This is a genomic window from Gelidibacter salicanalis (assembly GCF_016469035.1).
GTDB lineage: Bacteria > Bacteroidota > Bacteroidia > Flavobacteriales > Flavobacteriaceae > Gelidibacter > Gelidibacter salicanalis_A.
This window is the reverse complement of the sequence record NZ_JAEHJZ010000005.1, coordinates 79,801-100,968: the sequence shown is the minus strand read 5'-3', so window position 1 is coordinate 100,968 and position 21,168 is coordinate 79,801. Positions and strand designations below refer to the sequence as shown.

The window sequence follows — 21,168 nt, the reverse complement described above, 5'->3', positions numbered from 1 at the left end:
CACTAATACACCGATTTTAAATACGCTTTTGGGTGAAAACGAATTCCATTCGCTTTCCAGTAATCATAATGCATCAGATTTAAACGTTCAATAAATTTGTTGTAGTCTTTATTTTTAGAAGTAGACCACATGTTTTCAGCAAAGGCAGGCATTCTCGGTAATAAGGTATATTCCAAATGCTCTACGGAAGAAATAAACTCGGTCCAAACGGCAAACTGACCACCCAAAATATACCTTGCTTCTTCTTTAGAAAGTTCTTCAGGGATCAAATTATAATTATAAACCCGCTCCAAAGTATTGATGCTGTAGGCAGGAGCGTAAGGTTCATCATCTGAATCAACTTGATGTCTATTGAAATATAACGGATCATTTGGCGTCATAATAACATCTTGCTTTAATTTAGCCGCTTCAATACCACCTTTCTCTCCCCGCCACGACATGACTGTCGCATTTACCGGTGCGCCACCTTCAAGAATTTCATCCCATCCAATAAGTTTACGATCGTTATCTTCTAAGAATTTTGCAATCCGTTTTAAGAAATAGCTTTGCAATTCATTTTCGTCCTTTAAGCCTTCATCAGCCTTTCTTTTTTGACAAGCATCACATTTTTCCCAATAGGATTTATCAACCTCATCCCCACCAACATGAATATATTTTGAAGGGAACAAGGCCATGACTTCTGTGAATACATCTTCTAAAAATTCAAATGTAGATTCCTGCCCTGCGCAATAATTCAGATTGACGTTTAACGGATTAACAACGCCATTCCATAAGGTGGAATTTGGCGATTCTTGCTGGTGTTTTTCACAAGAGAATTCAGGATATGCGGTTAAAGCGGCACCAGAATGTCCTGGCACATCAATTTCGGGAACCACAGTAATGTTTCTGTCTTTAGCATAGTCCACAATGTCTTTGACTTGTTCTTGGGTATAAAAACCGCCGTACTGATACGGTTTCCCGTCTAATTTCTTAGCATAGGTAGAATCCTGTTTGTACATGACACTTCCTGGAATTTCAGTGCGCCACGCACCAACCTCGGTAAGTTTTGGATACTTTTTTATTTCCAAGCGCCAGCCTTCATTGTCGGCCAAATGCCAGTGGAATACATTTAATTTATAAAATGCCATTAAATCCAACACTTCCTTAATCGCTGTAACATTAAAAAAATGTCTACTAACGTCCATCACCATTCCGCGCCATGCCACATTAGGTTTGTCGCTAATACTCAAATTAGGCAGCTGAATTGGGGTTTGGATATTGTTGGCGATTATATATTGTAAAAGCGATTGCACGCCATAGAATAATCCTGCATTTGAATTGGCTGCAATATGAATTTCATTTGTTGTAATATTCAAGATATAACCTTCTTCACCTAAATTTTTGCTAGGATAGCGTAGCACTTCAAACAGAATGTTTTTGCTATTCCCTTTTTTAGATGAGATACGAACACCTGTTTCAGTTTCTACTTTATCAATGAGATAATTGGTCAATTTGGTGCTTTCAGAAGGCTCTAAACCATCCAATGTAATTCCTGTTGAAGTATCTAAAACAAAGTGCCCCTTATTGAATTTCAAACTTTCTGGAGCTGGAATCACTTGGGCATAAGCGGCTATGCTACAAATGAAAACGATTAGAAGAATGCAGGTTTTTTTCATGGATATATAGAAATTCGGATTAATACTATTTAATTTTTTAATCAATTATCTTGACACTAACTCTTACTTATTAAGATCTTACAAATGCTAATTATTCAGAGTTAAACTACATACCTATTGAGAAAGACTAAAGTCCTCTATTCTCTATTCTCTATTCTCTATTCTCTATTCTCTATTCTCTATTCTCTATTCTCTGTTCTCTGTTCTCTGTTCTCTGTTCTCTATTCTCTGTTCTCTGTTCTCTGTTCTCTTAGATCAAAATAATAAACAAATGCCCTTAGTCCACAAACTCCCAGACCTTCACATAATCAATTGCCATTTCATAAGGAAAATCTACGATTGATTTTACAAGACCCGGCCAATAGTTAACGCCTGCTTGTCCTTTATCGGCTGTAGCATGGTTTAAAATGATGTAATAATCGGTTTCAAATGGCCAACGTTTTTCAAAATCGCCTGTAGGTTCATGAACCATGGTTAATTTATCATTCACATAAAACTCTATTCGGTTTGGCTTTTTAATGATGCCATAAGTATTATATTCTGCTGGTGAAATAGCCTGAGTTATACCGGTCGAGTTATGTTTGGCTTCGCCATTAGTTTGATGGACTACTTGATGCACAAAGCTATCGGTATTGAGACGTTCCATGATGTCGATTTCGCCACCATTGGGCCACCCCGGATAGATGTCATTTTGTGGCATTAACCATATTGCTGGCCATCCACCTTGACCTGAGCTATTGAATTTTGCTCTGACCTCTATCTTACCGTATTTAAAACTGTATTTATCTTTGGTTTGAATGGCGCCAGTTTCAGGAAGATCAGCATCTGTGTTCCAGCGAGCTTTCATATATAAATTTCCGTCTTTTACTTCAGCCAAATCTGCATCATCTTTTACATACCGATTCCATGGTGCTGTACCTACGCCTTCCGGAAAACTGCTCCAAGATCTAGTACTGTAAGCACTCCCGTTAAATTGATCTTCAAACACCAATTGATACGCTTCAGTACTGTTCTCTTTTATAGGTTTACTAACCGAACACGACTGTAACGCCCCGCACAAAAGTAACAGTATCCCCAACCGACTCAACATAAAATTCGTATTCATCCTCTCTAAAATTTATTCTCTATTCTCTTCTCTTTTTTCTCTATTCTGTCTTCACCTTTCAACTTACTTATAATCATACCTAAACCACCTCGTCTTCTGCTTCTTTTCTGAAGCAGAATCCACTCCTCCTTTACAAGGAGGAGAATTTAAGATGGTAGTTAAAGATTGAAATCATGTCATCAACAAAATCGTCAATATCACTGTGCTTCACACTTCGCTATTTGTTATCCTCTCTTCTCTCTATTCTCTATTCTCTATTCTCTCATCTTAATTATAACTCTCAATATACTTCCTATCCAGCTCCTCAGAATCCTTATACTTTTTACGTGTTTCTTGAAGTTTTTGCTTCATATCCTTCACCACCTGAGCGTAAGCTGGATTATTTATAACGTTGTTAATTTCTTTAGGATCTTTTTTACGGTCGTAAAGCTCCCATTCATTGACATCATGATAAAAATGGATTAATTTAAATTCTTTTGTGGCAATGCCGTAATGTCTTTTTACGGCGTGCTCAGCTGGATATTCGTAATAATGGTAATACACCGCATCTCTTTTCCATTTTTCTTTATTCCCGGTCAAAAGCGGCACTAAACTCTCACCCTGCATGTCTTTTGGGGCTGTAACTCCAGCAACTTCCAGAAATGTTTGGGCAAAATCTAAGTTTTGAACCATTTCATCTTCGGTAATTCCTGCTTTAATTTTATTTGGCCATTTTATCAATAACGGTGTTTTAAATGATTCGTCATACATAAAACGCTTGTCAAACCAGCCGTGCTCCCCCAAATAAAAACCCTGATCTGAAGTGTATATCACGATGGTATTATCCGCCAACTTCTCATCATCTAAATAATCTAGAACACGCCCTACGTTATCATCTACAGAGGCAATGGTGCCTAAATAATCTTGTAAGTAACGCTGGTATTTCCAGATGGTCAATGTAGAATCATTCATCGTAGGATACTCTTCAATAAACTTTTCATTGATGGGTCCGTACACAGCATCCCATTTGGCGCGTTGTTCTGCGGTCATACCGCCTAAGCTTTCACCGAGATTATTCCAATCAGTGAGATTTAGTTTTGCCATAGTTGCTGGCGTTAATTTGGTGTCATTTACTAAAGACATGTGCTTTAAAATGCCCATCTCAGCAGTTTTTGCGGCCGTACCTCTGGTTTTATAATCATCAAACAAGGTTTCTGGTAGTGGGAATGTTTTTTTAGTAAATTCTTTATAATACTTTTCACTTGGCAACCACGCACGGTGTGGCGCTTTGTGCAAATACATCAACATAAATGGTTTGTTTGGATCTCTGCGATTCTTCATCCAGTCTAAAGTCAAATCAGTGGTAATATCTGTCACATAACCGTCAATAATGGTATCACCTTTTTGGGTGATAAACCGCGGATTGTAATACTCGCCCTGTCCTGGTAATATTTTGAATTCATCAAAGCCTTTTGGGTTGTTACCAAAATGAAGTTTACCAAACATGGCGGTTTGATACCCTGCTTTTTGCAAGATTTGTGGAAATGTCACATTTGTCGTATCAAAATGACTCAGATTATCAATTTTTCCATTGATATGGCTGTGCTTACCTGTAAGAATTACCGCTCTTGATGGTGCACAGATGGAATTAGTTACACTGGCATTAGTAAAAAGCATCCCTTCATTGGCCAGCCGATCAATATTTGGCGTTTGGATTAAGGTTGTATCATAAGCACTGATGGCCTGGTAAGCGTGATCATCAGACATGATAAAAATGATGTTGGGTTTTGCAATGTCCAGTTTTTTATTCGCACAGGACACACATACCACAACTAAAAAGACAATTACTATAGATTTCATAATGTACATATTAAAAATTATTCTGTAGCAGGAATTGCTGATGTTTTAGACCACCCTGGATTTTGGTACAACGCTCCATTTTCGCCGGCAGAGTTTGTTAATGTAAACTCATCCAACGGCACAGCACTTAAGTAGTGTGCTTTAGGTAATGTATACCCATTATAGGCCCTGTTGGAAGTAGATTTTCTAAAAGGTTGTACATATTTAGAACCACCATTTGACGGGGACAGAGACACATTATCGCCCTCATTCAATTCGTCATCATAATTCTTATAATAATCATCCCAAAGGTTAAAACCTTCAACAATATAACCGTCCATGGTATCAAATGACCTCCATCGGTACATATCCATAAGTCTCATCCCCTCAGCAACAAACTCATTGCGTCTTTCTCGACGGATATTGTATAAAGCAGGATCGACCAGTGTCCCAGCGGAATACACCGCCAAATCACGCTCTTTAGACAAATCTGTATTACTGATTGTTTTTTGCACATCATCATCCACCTGTGCTCTATTTCTTAATTCTTTCCAATAACCCAAAGCTTGTCCGTCCAAACTTCCATTGCGTTCATAAGACGCTTCCATATAGTTTAAATATGCTTCTGCTGCTCTAAAAATAGGACTTTCAGTAGTGCCAGCTGTTGAAGAGACAGCTTCCTTTGGGTCTGTACTCATCCATTTTTCAAGTTGATATCCTGAAGTAACACCTTGCCATCCGTTGCCACCAATCAAATCAGGATAAGTAAAAAACTCTTTGGAACCATCAGGATTTGCTATTCGGATATCACCTTCTGACAGCACAGAGTACTGCAATCTTTCATCCCTATCCATAACAACATCTGACAGTAATCCATCACCTTGATAATTTGATCCAGCAGCGTAAATAGGCAAACCATTTTTCATTAAATAAGATTCTACCAAAGACCTTGTGAGTCCTATGCCAGCTCCTGTTCTTTGTAAATAGTGGGTCGCACCGTGACCTAAAACCGATCCAATGGCGTAACTTTTATACAAAAGAACTTCGGGATTAGCTGCCAAATTATGAGATATAAACATGCCTCGGTAATCTGGTGACAAACTGTAATTGCTGGCTACTAGTTGTGCGTAATTCATTGATTTTTCTAAGAAAAAATTACTTTCAGCTTGGATGCTTCCTGCTTCAAAAGAGAAACTGGGATGCAAATAAGCACCCGGCCAGTTTGGACCACCTGGCACTCTTGCAGTTCCTTGGTGATATTTTAGCCAAGTACCCTCAAATAAAGCCACTCGTGATGCCAATAATTGGGCCGTAGATTTATTGATCCTGTTTTTTGATCGGTTGTCTTGAAGCATGGAAATAGCTTTGTCCAAATCTTCCAATATAAAACGTGCGACTTCATTGCGAGGCTGTCTTTTGCTCGCCTCTATAAGTGTTTCCGTATCATCAGAAAGCACGGTGGTAATGATAGGAAAATCTCCAAAAGACTGTAGTTTATTGAAATAGAACCATGCTCTAAAAAAATAGTTTTCTCCTCTATAATGCTTTACATCAAGATTCTGTTCGTCTAGAAGACCAGTTTCTATTCTACTCTCGACCGTTTCAATAAAATAATTACATTCTCTAATATCTCTGAAACGCCAATCACCTACGCCCCCTCCTGCTGTGGAAGGCACCAATTTGAAGCCTTTAAGTAGATTTTCTTCTTCCCATGGGCCAATAAGATCATCACTATTTCGATCTTTCGCATATAATGATCTTGCCCCAACATCTGAAGTGACATCAAAACTATCATAAAACTTATTTACGAAAAGCTCCAAATCTGACGGTTTATTAAAATAGGATTCTTCCGAAAGAAAATCCTGGGGTTCACGCTCCAAATAATCTTGACAACTTACAATTGCCATACTAAATATAGCAAGAAGTATATAATAATATTTTGTTTTCATGTGTTCATTTTTATTTTTTTCAAGTGTCACATGTTACATTCAGATAATCATTTTTTAACGATCAAGCCTTGGCTATGAATGTTTCATGTGTTGATATTTATAGTTTTCAATAGTCAGATTTAACATCTAGATAATCATCTTTATTGATTATCAAATTAGTTATGGATGTTTCAACTTTCAAAATTTAATACCGATTAAAATGTGACGCTAAGACCTGTTGAATACGTAGCCGACATAGGATATGTTTTTCCACTTCCATTTATTAAATCCTGAATGCCCTCAGGGTCAAACATTCTTAATTTGGTATAGGTATATAGATTCTCACCCGATACATAGATTCTTGCGTTTGTAATACCAAAGTTAGCTAAAACACTCTCAGGCAGGTTAAACCCAATCTGAAGGTTTTTTAACCTAAAATAGGATGCATCCTGTAAAAAGTGTGTTTGAGGCTTATAGTTCTTATCACCTATATAAGGACGAGGGTAATAGGAATCGAGGTTAGGTCCAAGTTCAGCGCCATAGGCACGGAAATAATCCAGATGTGCCGCATAAGGGGCCATTTGCCATTGACTGATACCTGGGTAAACCCCACTACCTGATAGTAATGCATCTCTTTTTGCAATACCTTGCACAAAGGCACTCACATCTATTAGTTTATAACGAAACCCAAGGTTTACACCAAACGAATACCGCGGTGTACTGTTTCCTATAACCGTCATATCGCCACTGTCTCCCAATTTTTGAGCGCCTGCATCAATCAATTTATCGCCATTTAAATCTCGATATTTGATATCACCACCTTCCCAATTGGTTCCGAAATTAGGACGATTATTTTGTAACCATTCAGACATCTCCAAATCAGACTGCGCAATACCTCCCGATTGGTAGCCCCAAATTTCACCAAGAACTTTGCCTTCATAAAATTGGTCCCTTCCATTTACAAACAGTATTTTTTCAGGATTGCTATATTTGGTTACTGTAGATTTTACATCACTTAATACAAAACCCGCATTATAGGAGAAATCCTTATTAATATGATCTCTCCAACTTAATTCAAGCTCCCAACCTTTTGACACCAACTCGGCATTGTTTGTTCTTGGTACCGTAGCCCCAAAACTTCCCGGTTTTAGCGGTGCTGGGCCTATCATGTCAAGCGTTTTGCGTTCAAAAATATCAGCTGTAGCAGATAAACGATTTTTAAACACCGAGATGTCAAAACCATAATTCAAACTCCTAATTTTCTCCCAAGTAATAGACGTACTAAAAGGTGCGGGCATAGGCAATTGTGATGGCACTGAACCATCTACCGCCCAGTTACCATTTCCAATACTCATGTTTTGAAAGTATGGATAGAAGCTATTTGTATTTTGGTTCCCTAAAACACCCCAAGAACCTCTGACTTTTAAACTGTTTATATCAGTGGAAATACGTTTCCAAAACCCCTCTTTGGCAATGTTCCACCCGGCAGATACTGACGGAAAGTAGCCCCAACGCTGGTCCGATGGGAAACGAGATGCGCCATCGGCACGGAAATTAAGTTCTAATAAATAGCGCTCTTTATAATCATAGCTTAATCGACTAAACACTCCTATATTACTCCACTCTCCTTTAGATTCATACACAAATTTCTCGCCGTTTTGTGAGATAAATGGGCGGTCATCAGAATCAATATTATCGGTTCCCAATCGAGAAAAATGAGATTTATATAATTCATTTTGAACCCCTACAAGGATTTTAAAGTTATGGTCTCCGTAAGATTTAGTGTAATCGGAATAAAAATTCATTCCTGTATAGTTGACCTGCCCAGATTGTACCTCAAAATAATTCTGTCCTGGGGCGGTTATTGCTTGTATTCCCCAATCCTTTATTTCAATTTTTGGAACATATCCAGAGAATACTGGGATATATTCACTTTTCATATTAGGCTGCAGTACTGAAATTCTCGCAATGTGCTTTGTATTGTTATGATTTTCAATTCTTGAATTAAATTCGCCATAAATTTTCCAATCCTTAATAGGCTCATAGGTCAATTTCAATTTATTATATAAATAATCGGTTTGCTCCAAAAGTCGACCGCCTTCTTGCAATTGTTGCACCATTGAGTTTTCCATATAATCACCATATGGTGTATAAAGTGGCGACGTAGGTGCCGATCTGGATAAATTATGATAAAAACGTTCATCTTGTGCCGTAGGCCTGTCGTGATTTTTACGCATGAAACGTGTATTGATGCTCAATTCAAATTTGTCGCTTAATTGCGCATCAATCTTTGTATTAAACGATAATCGATCAAAAGTTTCATCTGAAAATGAAAAAATTCCTTCTTGACCTAAGTAATTTGCAGAGGTATAATACGTAATCTTATCACCACCGCCGCTGACACTTAAATTGTGCTCTTGACCTAAACTCATATTTTTTAAATGGATACCGTACCAATCTGTATCACCATAGGCCGATCTGTTCAATAACCAGTTTGTTCCCGTGGCATTGGGCTCAGTACCATAAGCCAATTTATAGCTGCGGTAGTCCTTTATTCTTTGAACGGCAGCTTCACTATATATCGCATTTCCGCCGCTATTGGTGCTTAAATCATTCAACAAGTAAGCGTATTCCAAGGAATTCATTCGATCAGGAATGTTAACTGGTATCGCATAACGGAAATTATTTGAATAATTAATGGTTGTTTTTCCTTTTTTACCACTTTTTGTAGTCACCAAAATAACACCAAAGGGGGCTCTTGATCCATAAATAGAAGCAGCAGCAGCATCTTTTAAAACCGAAACAGTTTCAATATCATTCGGGTTTACGGAACTTAGGCTTCCTTCAATACCATCGATGAGAACCAATGGACTACCAGACGATCCTTCGCCAATGGTACCTACGCCACGAATATTGATGTTTAGGTTGCCATCCAATTCACCTCCAGAGTCAGTACCAATGTTCAACCCCGCTACAACACCCTGCAAGGCCTGATCAGCACGTAATATAGGACGAGATTCAAGAACTTCTGAGCCAACTTGGCTCACAGCTCCCGTCAGGTTCTCTTTCTTTTTTGTTCCAAATCCAACTACAATAACTTCATCCAATTGGTTTTCAGAAGGTTTTAGAGAGACATCCTGTACGATCGTTCCCGTTCCTTTAATTGCAATGGAAGTCATTTCATAAGAAACATATCTATATTCTAAAACATTGGTAGAAGATGAAGGAAAACTGATTTCATAAAAACCGTCAAAATCACAAGCGGCTCCTTTGGATGTCCCCTTTAAAAGAACCGTAGCCCCTGGCAATGGCATTCCCAGTTCATCTGTAACAACACCTTTTACAGTGGTTATTTGATTCTGACCATAGCTCTGAATACCAAAACAAAGGCAAATGAATATGGTTAATGATAATAATTTTATACTATTCATTGTTATATTTTTATTTAAATAAGAGAAGGAAAACTGATTCTCCTTCTCTTATAAAGTTTTTATTAATAGAATTTCCCATCATGGCCCAACTGAGAACTTTCATTGAAATTAGAGTTGGTATAAACACGAATCCAATCCAATTCCATAACAGCTTCTTCTCCTGCACTCATGTTTGGCATGACGCCAGTCCATCCACCAATACCCGGTGTAATAATCAACATCATTCCAGCAGGATTGTCCCAAGGCCAATCATTGTTACCTCCTTCACCTCTAACATGTTCGAAGTATTGATGGCCATTAATACCACCTATAATCCTATCTTCTAAAATCTCTACCCAATAGATATTCCATTTTGTTTCATCTGCAATTTTAACACTAGCTGCTTCTGCATTATTAGTACTGGCAGAGAAATTTTCTGTATGCAAAGCAAAATGTGCTTCGTTTTTAAATGGTGCTTCTGTTAAATCTATTTCACCACATGTTGGCCATGGAATTTTTTGTGCATCATAATTACTTTGCCCCATAAACCATACAGCTTCATTAAAGCCTTGTTTACCTGAATTTTTGTAACGCACTTCAACCCTCATATTGGTGGTAAACTTAACCCATTTCACCCCTCCTTGATCATGTCGTTTACTGTATAATGCCGCCGTTTCATATTCTGCAGGATCACCATACTTATTAGTGGTTGGCGCCGCTAATTTTCGGGTTTTAAGTTTTAGGGTCCCATTGTCTATAACTCTCATATCATCATTAAATTTAGCGTGAGTCATGGATAATTTGGTGTCAAAATTCCAAAAACCAGTTGAGTTACTCGTGAATTCATGAGCATTCCAGAATTTCCAATTTTCTTGGGAAGGATGGGCTACGCCTCTATCTAAAGTCAATTGAGCCGCTGTTTTAGCAGGATCGCTGTACACTAAAGTCTCATCATTCATAGGATGCAAACCTTGTTTAATGAAGACTTCCGTTTTTACATTGGCATCATCTTCCTTTTGAATTTCAATAGTTCCTGAAAGGCTATTTAAAGTCTTGTTATCAGAAGTATTTACTGAAATAAGGACAGGCGTACTTGTTGCTGCACCTGATGCATTCTCTGTGATCACGAATCTTGAATCTTTTGACACTGCTTTCCAACCTACATTGGAAGAGGTTACCTCAATTGTAAACACTTGATTTTTACCATCAATTTCAATAGTTGACTCTTTCACCATTATTCCTGCTGCCACAACGCCACTTTGGGTAATTTGAAATGTTTTTTGTAACCCATCGTTCGGAGCCTTACCTTTAAGAACAAGGTCAATACTTTTAGCTTCTGAGTTGGTGTTTTCTGGATAAGTTATAGTTACAGTTTGACTCACCTCCGATGAGGTTCCCTCAGAACTTGAAAATGTAACTTCGGGGGTTTCGGAACTGATTTCCCAATCGATATTAGATAAGAATTTCAAATCAAACTTACCTGTCTCAGCACTTACATTTGCTGCGTCTGACTCTATAACAATAGAAGGGTCAGGAATAACAGAGCCGATTTGAGTAACTTTTAACCATACTCTTGAATCAGGATTATTATCTTTTGTTATAAATAAAATAGAATCTTTACGCACCTCAATGTCCTCATTAATAGACACAGTCAATTCCATGGCTGTCATACCTTTCTCACCTTCTAGGTTATTTAAGCTTAGCCAAGTTGATGAATCATCCACTACTGCTTTCCAATCTTTATTGGATTCCACATTAAAGAGCAACTTGTTTTCTTCAGCTGCAACATTATCAAACTCTGATTGTGACAAAGCCAAATCCTTTCCTTTTTGTGTTACTTTAATACTATCCTTTAATTGATACGCCGTAAAATAGACCCAGGACGATCTTTCTGAGATTACTGCATTCGGTTTTGAAAGAACACGTACCACATTGTCTCCCGTACCTTTGTTTGGAGTTATGGATAACCATTCAGAATTCTCTCCTTTAGTTACCTCCCAATAAGAATTGGTTTTTATTTCAACCTTCATTGAATCTTGTTGTATCCCAAGAATGTCAGTTTCAGAAAAGTAAATAGTTGAGATATCAAAATAGGGACTTCTATTTTTCTCATTGGAATCATCATCATTATCGCACGCCAGTAATACTGAAAATACGGCTACTAGAATAAAAATGAGCTTAAAGAATTGTTGCTGTTTCATTTATTTAAGTTATTTAGTTATTATGTTACTTTAGTTACGCTTAAATCTTCTGCCTTCGTGCCATCTTAACATCTGTAATCAGATAGTAACGTTCTATGGATTTGCACTTGATGTTTTCGAGAATATGCATACTTTTACACTGTTAAACTTTGTTGAATTTAGAACTATGTTTAACAGTGAGTGATATTTTTGGATTACAAATAGGTTACATTGGTGATACATTTAAGTTACGTCATTTGATGAAATAAGTTCTAACCCCCTACAAATAAACAAATCCCAACTAATATTTCAAATTATTTGGAGGAATATAGGTTACACATGAAAAATATTAGGCTTTTTATAATCTTTCTGATATCTTGCTTAAACTTTAGTTTTGTATACGCACAAGAGTATGTTTTACGTTTCCAAAACATCACATCAAAACAAGGTTTATCTGACAATAGAATCAATGATGTGATTCAAGATTCAAATGGATTAATATGGGCTGGAAATAAGTTGGCAATTAATAAATACAATGGTGAAAAAACCGAGAGTTATGAGATAGAAAATGGCGGTGTAGTCACTAAACTTATACAAGCTAAAACCGGGACAATATTAGCAGCCACGACAAAAGGCATATTTGTTTATAATGCTGATAAAAACAGGTTTATTGGATTAACGTCAGACGACAAAAACTTCAATGATTTACTAAAAGGAAATATATGGAAACTGATCCAATCACGTGAAGATGACACTTTTTGGTTTATAAATGGCTCTACATTAGGGGGCTTCAAAATAAATGATAATTTCGACATTGATGTTAAAACACAAAACATCATAACCAATGACAGTTCTTCTAGCTACTCCACATTAGTAGAAGACACCAAGCACGTGATATGGTTAGGTAATACTCGAGGTGATATTTTTAAATACCGTCCCAAATCGAGCAAAACGGTCGAATTATTTAGGGCCTTAACAAAGGTAGCAATAAATGATATCCTCGCTGATAATACAAACAAACTTTGGGTAGCCACCAATGGCCAAGGATTATTTCATATAGACCCTGACAATGGCAGCTTAGTACATTTTCTAAATCATCACCGCAACAACCAAACCGTCAATAGTAATATTGTGTTAAGCCTTTTTCTGGACCAGAAAAACAATTTATGGATAGGCACAGACGGTGGTGGTTTGAACTTGTTCCAACACAAAACAAATACCTTTCATTTTTTCAAACAGGGTTTTGATAACGATTACTCCATTTCCGATAATTCGATACTCTCCATTAGCCAAGGTTTAGACAAAACGATACTAGTTTCAACCGTTCATGGTGGTATTTCCATTTTTAAAAACCATCTGGATATTAAACGTATTTCTGCCGAAGCATTGGGCTTTAACTACAAAGACGGACAAAGCTCAACCATATTGGAAGATAGCGACAAGAATATTTGGCTGTCTGCTGGACGTGACGGTCTTAGAAAATACAATCCCAATACCCAACAGTTAACTAGCTTTATTGACAATCCAAAAGATCCGACAGATTTTAGCGGTAGCATTGTATTGTCGCTAATGGAAGATAAACAAAAAAGAATTTGGATAGGCACCTTACGTGGCGGACTGAATATTTATGATATAAAAAACAAACGCTTTATAGTCAATCTTCCGCATAATGACTCTCAAAGAATCTATGCGATAGAAGAAGCAAAAAATGGAGATATATGGATAGGCTCAAGTGATGGTATAAAAATTTATGATGTTAACTTAAACTTAATAGACAAGATTCAAGTTTCTTTAAAAAATTCTTCTGGCAACAACGTAACTGCTATTTACAAGGATGTGAAAGATGATATGTGGGTGGGCACTGAAAATGGCTTACACCAATACCAAATAACCTCATCAGGATACAATAAACAAAGTTATTACTCCAACCCTCAAGACTCTGTTAGCTTAAGCAGCAATCATATTTTATCCATAGCTGAAACAGAAAATCTATCATTATTGATTGGGACCTATGGTGATCGTGTAAATATATACTCTAGGACAAGAAATACTTTTCAGAAGTTAAAAACCAAAAACAATATTGATGGCGCCATCATTAGAGGTATATTAAAAGATAAAAACCATAATATATGGCTTAGCACCAACACAGGATTATCAAAAATAAATACTGATGGGAGCGTCATCAATTTGACATCCACCGAAGGTGTACAAGCCTTTAACGGTGGCTCCGCACAACTAGATAGCAAGGGTTCCATATTAATGGCAGGCAGCCAAGGTTTGACCTATTTCCATCCAAAAGAACTTCAACCCAACTCTCCTTTACCAAAAGTCTTTTTCACCTCTGCTTCCATTGTAAACAACCAGGAAAGCTCAGACTCTATTAATTATCATTTAAGCTTAAATAAGGCCGTTATAAACACCCCTATTGAGCTCAGTCACAACACCGTCCTCTTTGCTATCAATTTTTCATCATCATACCTTTATGCACCTGACGAATTAACATATGCGTATAAGCTCGATGGCTTAAATGACACATGGCAACCTATTGAAAACACCAAAAGTTTAACATTTTCGTCGCTCAATCCCGGCGACTATACTTTAAAAATAAAAGTAGCTAATGATTTAGGGGCATGGAGCCCATATATAGCATCATTAAAAATTAAGGTCACACCTTCACTTTGGCAAAAAAAATCGACCAAGGCTATTATTTTCCTGACCCTACTAACGCTACTTATTGTAATATATAAATGGCGCATTGCTTCGATAAAAAGTCAAAAAGAAAAGCTACAGTATAAGCTAAAACTTAAAACAAATGAAGTAAAAAAACAACAGGATGAAGTTTATCAAGGGAAAATAGCTGTCCTTGATGCTGAAAAAAAGAATCAAAAATTAAATCAAAAGAAGCTAAAAGATGAATTAAAATTCAAAATTAACGAGCTCACCAACCACACGTTGCGGACAATCCATAAAAACAACTTGTTAAATGATATTAGGGAAAAGCTAAAACAGGAAATAAAGCTGGCAAAAATAGACAAACAAAATCTCAGAAATCTTATCAATCTTATCGACGATAGTTTCATTTTGGATAAGGACTGGGAAAGCTTTTATGCTATATTTAACCAAGTGCACCCTACGTTTTTTGATGATTTAAAGACATTTTGCCCAAAGCTCAGTGAACGTGACATCCAACTGTGTGCGTTAATAAAACTTAATTTTTCTTCGGAACATATTGCTATATTATATGGGATTTCCTTAAGCTCCGTTAAAGTAGCAAGACACAGATTAAGAAAAAAACTGGGCGTAAAGGAAGGGCAGCCTCTAAAAGACTTTCTTTCTGATATTAATGTCATTGAAGACGTATAGCTTTTCAAATTACAATTTTACAATTCCTCCAGACCTTCAATCAAAAAAGATTTGTTTACTGGGGTTTCATGTTCCTTCTTAACGATATCATGAAATTTTTTAAGCATTTCAGGATGTTGGTCCATAATGTTATGCTCCTCACGGATATCCTGATCTAAATTATAAAGCTCGACATCTTTATTCCCTTTTTTAATGTTTTTCCAAATCATTTTCCACTTGCCTATTCTTACGGCAACCTGCCCATTATAACCAGCAAATTCCCAAAATAAGTACTCATGCTCTTGTTGATTTCCAGAATTTGTGAGCGCATTATAAAAGCTAATGCCGTCTGTATTGTAGTCGGTTTGAACGTTGGCTATCTCGTTGAATGTTGGCAATATGTCATAGAATGCAGAAATATGATGGCTTGTTGTTCCGGCTTTAATTTTAGCAGGCCACGTAGCAATCAGTGGCACTCTGATACCGCCTTCATAAGTATAGCCTTTGCCTCTACCAGCTTGTCCTTGCAAAGCACCACCACTATTAAACCATTCCGGATCAGCACCACCATCACTTGCAGGGCCATTATCAGAAGTAAATACGATTAAGGTGTTGTCATACAAGCCTTCTTTTTTTAGATATGCTACTAACTTCCCTACATTTTCATCTAAATATGAAATCATCGCCGCATAGCTGGCATGCGGATGACGTGTTGGAAAATAACTCCCCACTTCTTTTTTAAAATAATACGGAGCTTCATCACCAAACTTTTTAACATAATGATCCACCCAATTTTGAGGGGCTTGTAACGGTACATGAGGAATCGGACTTGCCCAATACATAAAAAATGGCTCTTTTTTGTTCTCCTCTATAAAATCCATCATTTTATTAAAAATCAAATCAGGGCTATAGTCTGGTTGCGTATATTTTTCATAGGATACAGCTGCTAAAGGGTCATCTTCTTTCAATAATCCGAAGTGTGGTGCAATCGTATCATTTCTTAAATGATATCGGTTTTTGTTTTCATACAAATGTACTGGTGTATAGGTGTGCGCTTGACGCTGACAGTTATATCCAAAAAAATAATCGAAGCCCATTTCTGTTGGAATGGATTCGGTTTGTGGTGCTCCCAATCCCCATTTTCCTACTATGGCCGTTTTATAGTTGGCTTCTTTTAAAAATTGGGCAATGGTGGTCGTGTTTTCAGGCATTGGCCGCTGACCTTCCAGAGTAGAATCTTTTAGCATGGCGCGATAATTCCAAACATCACCACGTTCTTCCCATTCATCATTACCTCTAATGCTGGCATGACCACCGTGTAACCCTGTCAACAACGAGGCACGTGCAGGAGCGCAAACGGGAGCAGCGGTATAATGTTGGGTAAACATCATGCCTTCTTTTGCCAACGCATCGATGTTTGGCGTTTCGATCTTAGTCTGACCGTAAACTCCTAAATCGCCATAACCCAAATCGTCCGCCAAAATGTAGATGATATTTGGTTTTTGATGGGTTTGCGTTTCCGATTGTTTTGTCGTTTTTTTGGTTTGACAGCCTATCATTAAGATGACACTACTAAGAGTGATAACAGTTTTAAGTAATTTCATAATGGGTTTATTATTTTTTTGATAATGACTTCTTAGGCACTCTGCATCATTGTGTGTCTTTTGAAATCATACTTTTCTTTTATATTCCTTAAAAAAAACTACCAATCGTCAATATTGAGCAAACAATTAACGCGAACAAACTGATGATGGTTAGTGGTTTCTTTTTATGCTTTATCACATAATTTATTCCAATCACTACAAATACCACTTGCGCTATTAAAAAAGGGATTGACAGCATTTCTTGGAATACGCCAATGATCACAAAATCAATTTTAAACACATACAAACCATATATTATCAAGAAATAGAAAACGATGCCAAAATTGATGAGTGTCAAATTTCTATCCGTTAATAACTTCATGACTTCAGTTTTTAGTTGAAATGTTTATTTTCCCAGTTTTTAAACCTTTCCCAGAAACCGTCAGTTCTATCTCCCCAGCATTTTCATCCGATTGCACCAACACCACCAATTTACCACTAAATAATTTCATAGTTGGCAGATGAAACATTTCTAATGACGTCGCATCGCCATTAGCCGCTGCGCGATAAGTACCAGCGCCTTTCACCTTAAATTTTAATTGGTTGGTTGCTATGGGGCACGGAATTCCGTTTTTGTCCACGACTGATACCGTTATAAAAGCTAAATCTTTGCCGTCAGCGTCCAATTGTGTCCTGTCCGCTTCCAATACCAATTTGTAAGGTTTACCTGCGGTATGCGTTTCCTTTTCTGCCACGGGGTTCCCATCTGCATCAAAGGCCACTATTTTTATGGTACCCGGTTCATACTTGACATCCATCCACATCAGACGGTATCTGTGGGTTGGCGAACTCATATTCTTCTTTTGAATGCCCATACTTTTGCCGTTCATAAACAGTTCAGCACTATCATAATTGGTGTAAACGAATACGGGCGTAATTTCGCCTTCACGTCCTTCCCAATTCCAGTGTGGTAGCATGTGCAAGGTTTCGTCTTTCGTATTCCAACGGCTGCGGTATAAATAATATCGGTCTTTTGGCAAACCCGCCAGATCGTTGATTCCAAAATAGGAACTCCGTGATGGCCATGCGGTATCATAAGGCGTTGGCTCTCCTAAATAATCAAAACCGGTCCATACAAATTCACCAATTACCCACGGTTTATCATCCTGCAAGACAAAATCTAAATCAGGAATATTGGACCAGCTGCAGGCTTCCAAATCATAAGATGAACTTTGAAAATCTGGATATTGTTTCATTTTCGCTTCCACAACAGGAAATTTATAAATTCCTCTTGAGCTGACTGTAGACGCGGTTTCTGAACCCAAAATAAGGCCTTGTGGGAAAGCTTTATAGGCATCTTCATACAAATGCACCCGATAATTTAAGCCCGGAATATCCAATACCGCACCAAAACCTGAAGCCATGGTCGCTTCAACCTGATCCATACCTACCGTGACTGGTCGAGTAGGGTCTTCGCGATGGAAAATATCCTGAAGCCATTTGGCCCGTTTAGCACCATCACTTCCCCACTGGTCCGGCACTTCATTACCTGAGCTCCACATGACAATGCTAGGATGGTTTCTGGTTGCTTGTACTAAGTTTACGATATCTTTCTCGGCATCGGTTTCAAAAAAGAGGTGATAGCCGTTTTCTACTTTAGGTTTTGCCCATTCATCAAAACTTTCGGCTAAAAACATGAAGCCCATTTCATCACACAATTCGAGTTGCTCCAAAGAGGGCATATTGTGGGCACTGCGGATGGCATTGACCCCCATATCCTTTAAAATTGTGAGTTGCCTGCGCAGTGCCGATTTATTAACAGCCGTGCCTATCGGTCCTAAATCATGATGTAAGCAAACGCCTTTAAATTTGATGATGGAATCATTTAAACTAAACCCTTTTTCAGCCTCATATTTGATACTGCGGATTCCAAATCGGGTAGAGATTTCATCTTTTAAAATTCCATAAGCATATAATTGAGACACAGAAGTGTATAAATAAGGTGTTTCTGGACTCCATAACTTCGGATTTTCAACAGCGATATTTTGCTCAAATTCATCGCCATATATAGTATGTGCCGTATCTGAAGCCACAGTTTTACCTTCAGCATCTTGGATTTTAGTGACCATTTTAAGATCTTTTCCAGAGGCTTTAGTTTTGACGTTGACCTTAGCCAATTCTGACGTGATTACCGGCGTAGTAATAAACGTGCCCCATTGGTCAATGCTTTCCTTATTTTTTACAATTACCCTAACATTGCGGTAGAGCCCAGCGCCGGGATACCAACGTGAAGACAATTCGCGATTGGTTAATTTAACCGCTAAAGTATTTTTTCCGTTGCCACGGATATGATCGGTGACGTCAAAATAAAAATAGCTGTAGCCATAATTCCAACTGCCCACTTTTTTACCATTGAGGAAAATTTCAGGCTCACTCATAGCCCCTTCAAAAAGAAGAAGGACTTTCTTGTCTGCGGAAGAATTAGGTATAGAAAAATTATTACGATACCAACCGACGCCAATATAAGGCAATGCTCCCGTGCGGCCAGTCTTTTCAGTAGCCACTTGTTCTCCATTTTGAACGATAGCCACCGTTTGCTTGTCAATTTCTTTATCGAATGGGCCCTTTATTGCCCAATCGTGAGGCACGGTAACGGTTTCCCATTTGGAATCGTCAAACGATTGGGAAAATGCGTTCTCCACATCACCCCTATGAAACCGCCAATTCTTTTCTAAAGTCAACACCGTTCTCTCCGTTTCTTGACTGTAAGTTGAACCTGAGAATAGGAATCCAAATAGAACACAGATCACAGATAGTTTACTAACTGTGCTGTTGTTATAAATGTGTCTTTTGGAAAGTATCATAAGGCTTGAACTGTCTATTTATTTTGAAAAATATTGAACGGTTTTGATGTTCCTGAAAGCGTTAATACCACAACGCCATGCGGTGGCACTTCAAAGCTCAATGCTTCCTTTTTAGTCTTTTCATAATCTTTTTTCGCCCATAAATCGCGGTAGCTATACCCTTGATTATGGTCTAAACCGACCGTATTTAAGTCAAAAGACATGGTTTCCGTTTTATCAGACCTATTTAATAAGGTGACCGCTACTTTACCGCTCATTGTAGATACTAATGGTTTTGCCCACACTTCTAAGTCGCCGTTATCAATCAATCGACGCGCTTGGTACACCAATGGATCTTGATTAAGCGCAATTATTTCTTTATTGGTAAGAATGTCAATGGTCTCTTGGGTCATATATCGCAAGTCATTACCTGCTAAAAGCGGCGAAGCCATCATAGACCACATCGTAAAATGTGTTTTATCTTCTTCATAACTCATGCCACGTCCCACTTGTAGCATATCCATATCATTGACATGGCCTGGCGATGCATATTTCCAGAGGTCCGCATTTAAATCGATAATATGTAAGATGGAACTAAATTCATTGGATATATCTCCTGAAATACGCCACGAGTCCGCAATTTGAAGTGCCCATTCTCCTGGAAATTCCCAGCGACAGATGTTATAGACCGTATTTGGTTTGATCTCTTTAATGATGTTGGCAATTTGGGTGTATCGGGTTTCTTCATCCAATCCTAACCAATCGCCACCACACCAATCGACTTTTATAAAATCGTAGTTCCAATCGTTTAACATCAACTTCAAATCTTTTCTATCGTGGCCCATGAGTCCGGAACCAACGCCAATGGTATCCTTATCCCAATGCGATGCACAAGTATTGATCCCCGCATCAGAATATATCCCTGCTTTTAAGCCTTTAGAATGGATGTACTCTGAAATAACTTTCATCCCGTTTGGAAAGCGTTCCGGGTGGACCAATAAATTGCCTTGCTGATCACGACCTCCAAAAAATCCATCATCTATATTGACGTAAGCATAACCAGCATCAGCCATTCCTGAAGACACCATAAAATCAGCTTGCGCTTTAATAACGTCTTCGTTGATATCCACATGGAAATTGTTCCAGCTGGACCATCCCATAATAGGTGTTTTAGGCTTAGAAATGTCTTGGGTTATGGTAGTATTTAGGCTGACCGATTGTAATCCGCGTTCTTGATGTTTACAAGAAGCTAAAACAATAAGCGATAAAAAAAGGCAAAATCTCATCATATAAATTCTTATTAA

General features: G+C 37.9%; 11 protein-coding genes. 1 reads left to right on the top strand and 10 read right to left on the bottom strand.

Features of this window, described 5'->3' with window-relative positions; translation table 11 throughout:
* Positions 1 to 2: 2 nt before the first annotated feature.
* The 6 genes from JEM65_RS04075 to JEM65_RS04050 form a co-directional block, all read right to left on the bottom strand.
* Positions 3 to 1,655, bottom strand: coding sequence for a beta-N-acetylhexosaminidase (locus tag JEM65_RS04075; RefSeq protein WP_199597324.1), 1,653 nt, complete (start codon positions 1,653 to 1,655; stop codon positions 3 to 5).
* A gap of 277 nt (positions 1,656 to 1,932) precedes the next feature.
* Positions 1,933 to 2,760, bottom strand: a complete 828-nt coding sequence (locus JEM65_RS04070; protein WP_199597322.1) for a glycoside hydrolase family 16 protein — start codon at positions 2,758 to 2,760, stop codon at positions 1,933 to 1,935.
* A gap of 267 nt (positions 2,761 to 3,027) precedes the next feature.
* Entirely contained in the window at positions 3,028 to 4,599 is a 1,572-nt protein-coding gene (locus JEM65_RS04065; RefSeq protein WP_233530518.1) for a sulfatase family protein, read from the bottom strand.
* A gap of 17 nt (positions 4,600 to 4,616) precedes the next feature.
* Positions 4,617 to 6,527, bottom strand: a complete 1,911-nt coding sequence (locus JEM65_RS04060; RefSeq protein WP_199597318.1) for a RagB/SusD family nutrient uptake outer membrane protein — start codon at positions 6,525 to 6,527, stop codon at positions 4,617 to 4,619.
* A 194-nt stretch (positions 6,528 to 6,721) separates the two neighbouring features.
* A complete protein-coding gene (locus tag JEM65_RS04055; protein ID WP_199597316.1) occupies positions 6,722 to 9,937 on the bottom strand; it encodes a SusC/RagA family TonB-linked outer membrane protein in 3,216 nt (1,071 codons plus the stop codon).
* Between the two features lie 62 nt (positions 9,938 to 9,999).
* Complete coding sequence (locus tag JEM65_RS04050) at positions 10,000 to 12,117, bottom strand: BACON domain-containing protein (protein ID WP_199597314.1); 2,118 nt, start codon at positions 12,115 to 12,117, stop codon at positions 10,000 to 10,002.
* Positions 12,118 to 12,435: 318 nt separating this feature from the next.
* Here JEM65_RS04050 and JEM65_RS04045 point away from each other — a divergent pair, with 318 nt between their 5' ends.
* A complete protein-coding gene (locus tag JEM65_RS04045) occupies positions 12,436 to 15,459 on the top strand; it encodes a ligand-binding sensor domain-containing protein (protein WP_199597312.1) in 3,024 nt (1,007 codons plus the stop codon).
* Between the two features lie 17 nt (positions 15,460 to 15,476).
* On the opposite strand, the gene JEM65_RS04040 is transcribed toward JEM65_RS04045, so the two are convergent.
* From JEM65_RS04040 to JEM65_RS04025, 4 genes are all read right to left on the bottom strand, one after another.
* On the bottom strand, positions 15,477 to 17,042 hold the full coding sequence (locus tag JEM65_RS04040) for an arylsulfatase (protein ID WP_199597310.1): 1,566 nt from the start codon (positions 17,040 to 17,042) through the stop codon (positions 15,477 to 15,479).
* 88 nt (positions 17,043 to 17,130) lie between these two features.
* Positions 17,131 to 17,403 (bottom strand): hypothetical protein, encoded by a 273-nt coding sequence (locus JEM65_RS04035; protein ID WP_199597308.1) that lies wholly within the window; start codon positions 17,401 to 17,403, stop codon positions 17,131 to 17,133.
* Positions 17,404 to 17,407: 4 nt separating this feature from the next.
* Positions 17,408 to 19,885 (bottom strand): DUF4982 domain-containing protein, encoded by a 2,478-nt coding sequence (locus JEM65_RS04030; protein ID WP_199597306.1) that lies wholly within the window; start codon positions 19,883 to 19,885, stop codon positions 17,408 to 17,410.
* A gap of 14 nt (positions 19,886 to 19,899) precedes the next feature.
* The gene (locus tag JEM65_RS04025) at positions 19,900 to 21,153 is read right to left on the bottom strand and encodes a glycoside hydrolase family 27 protein (protein WP_233530517.1); all 1,254 of its coding nucleotides are present in this window, start codon (positions 21,151 to 21,153) and stop codon (positions 19,900 to 19,902) included.
* Positions 21,154 to 21,168: the final 15 nt, after the last annotated feature.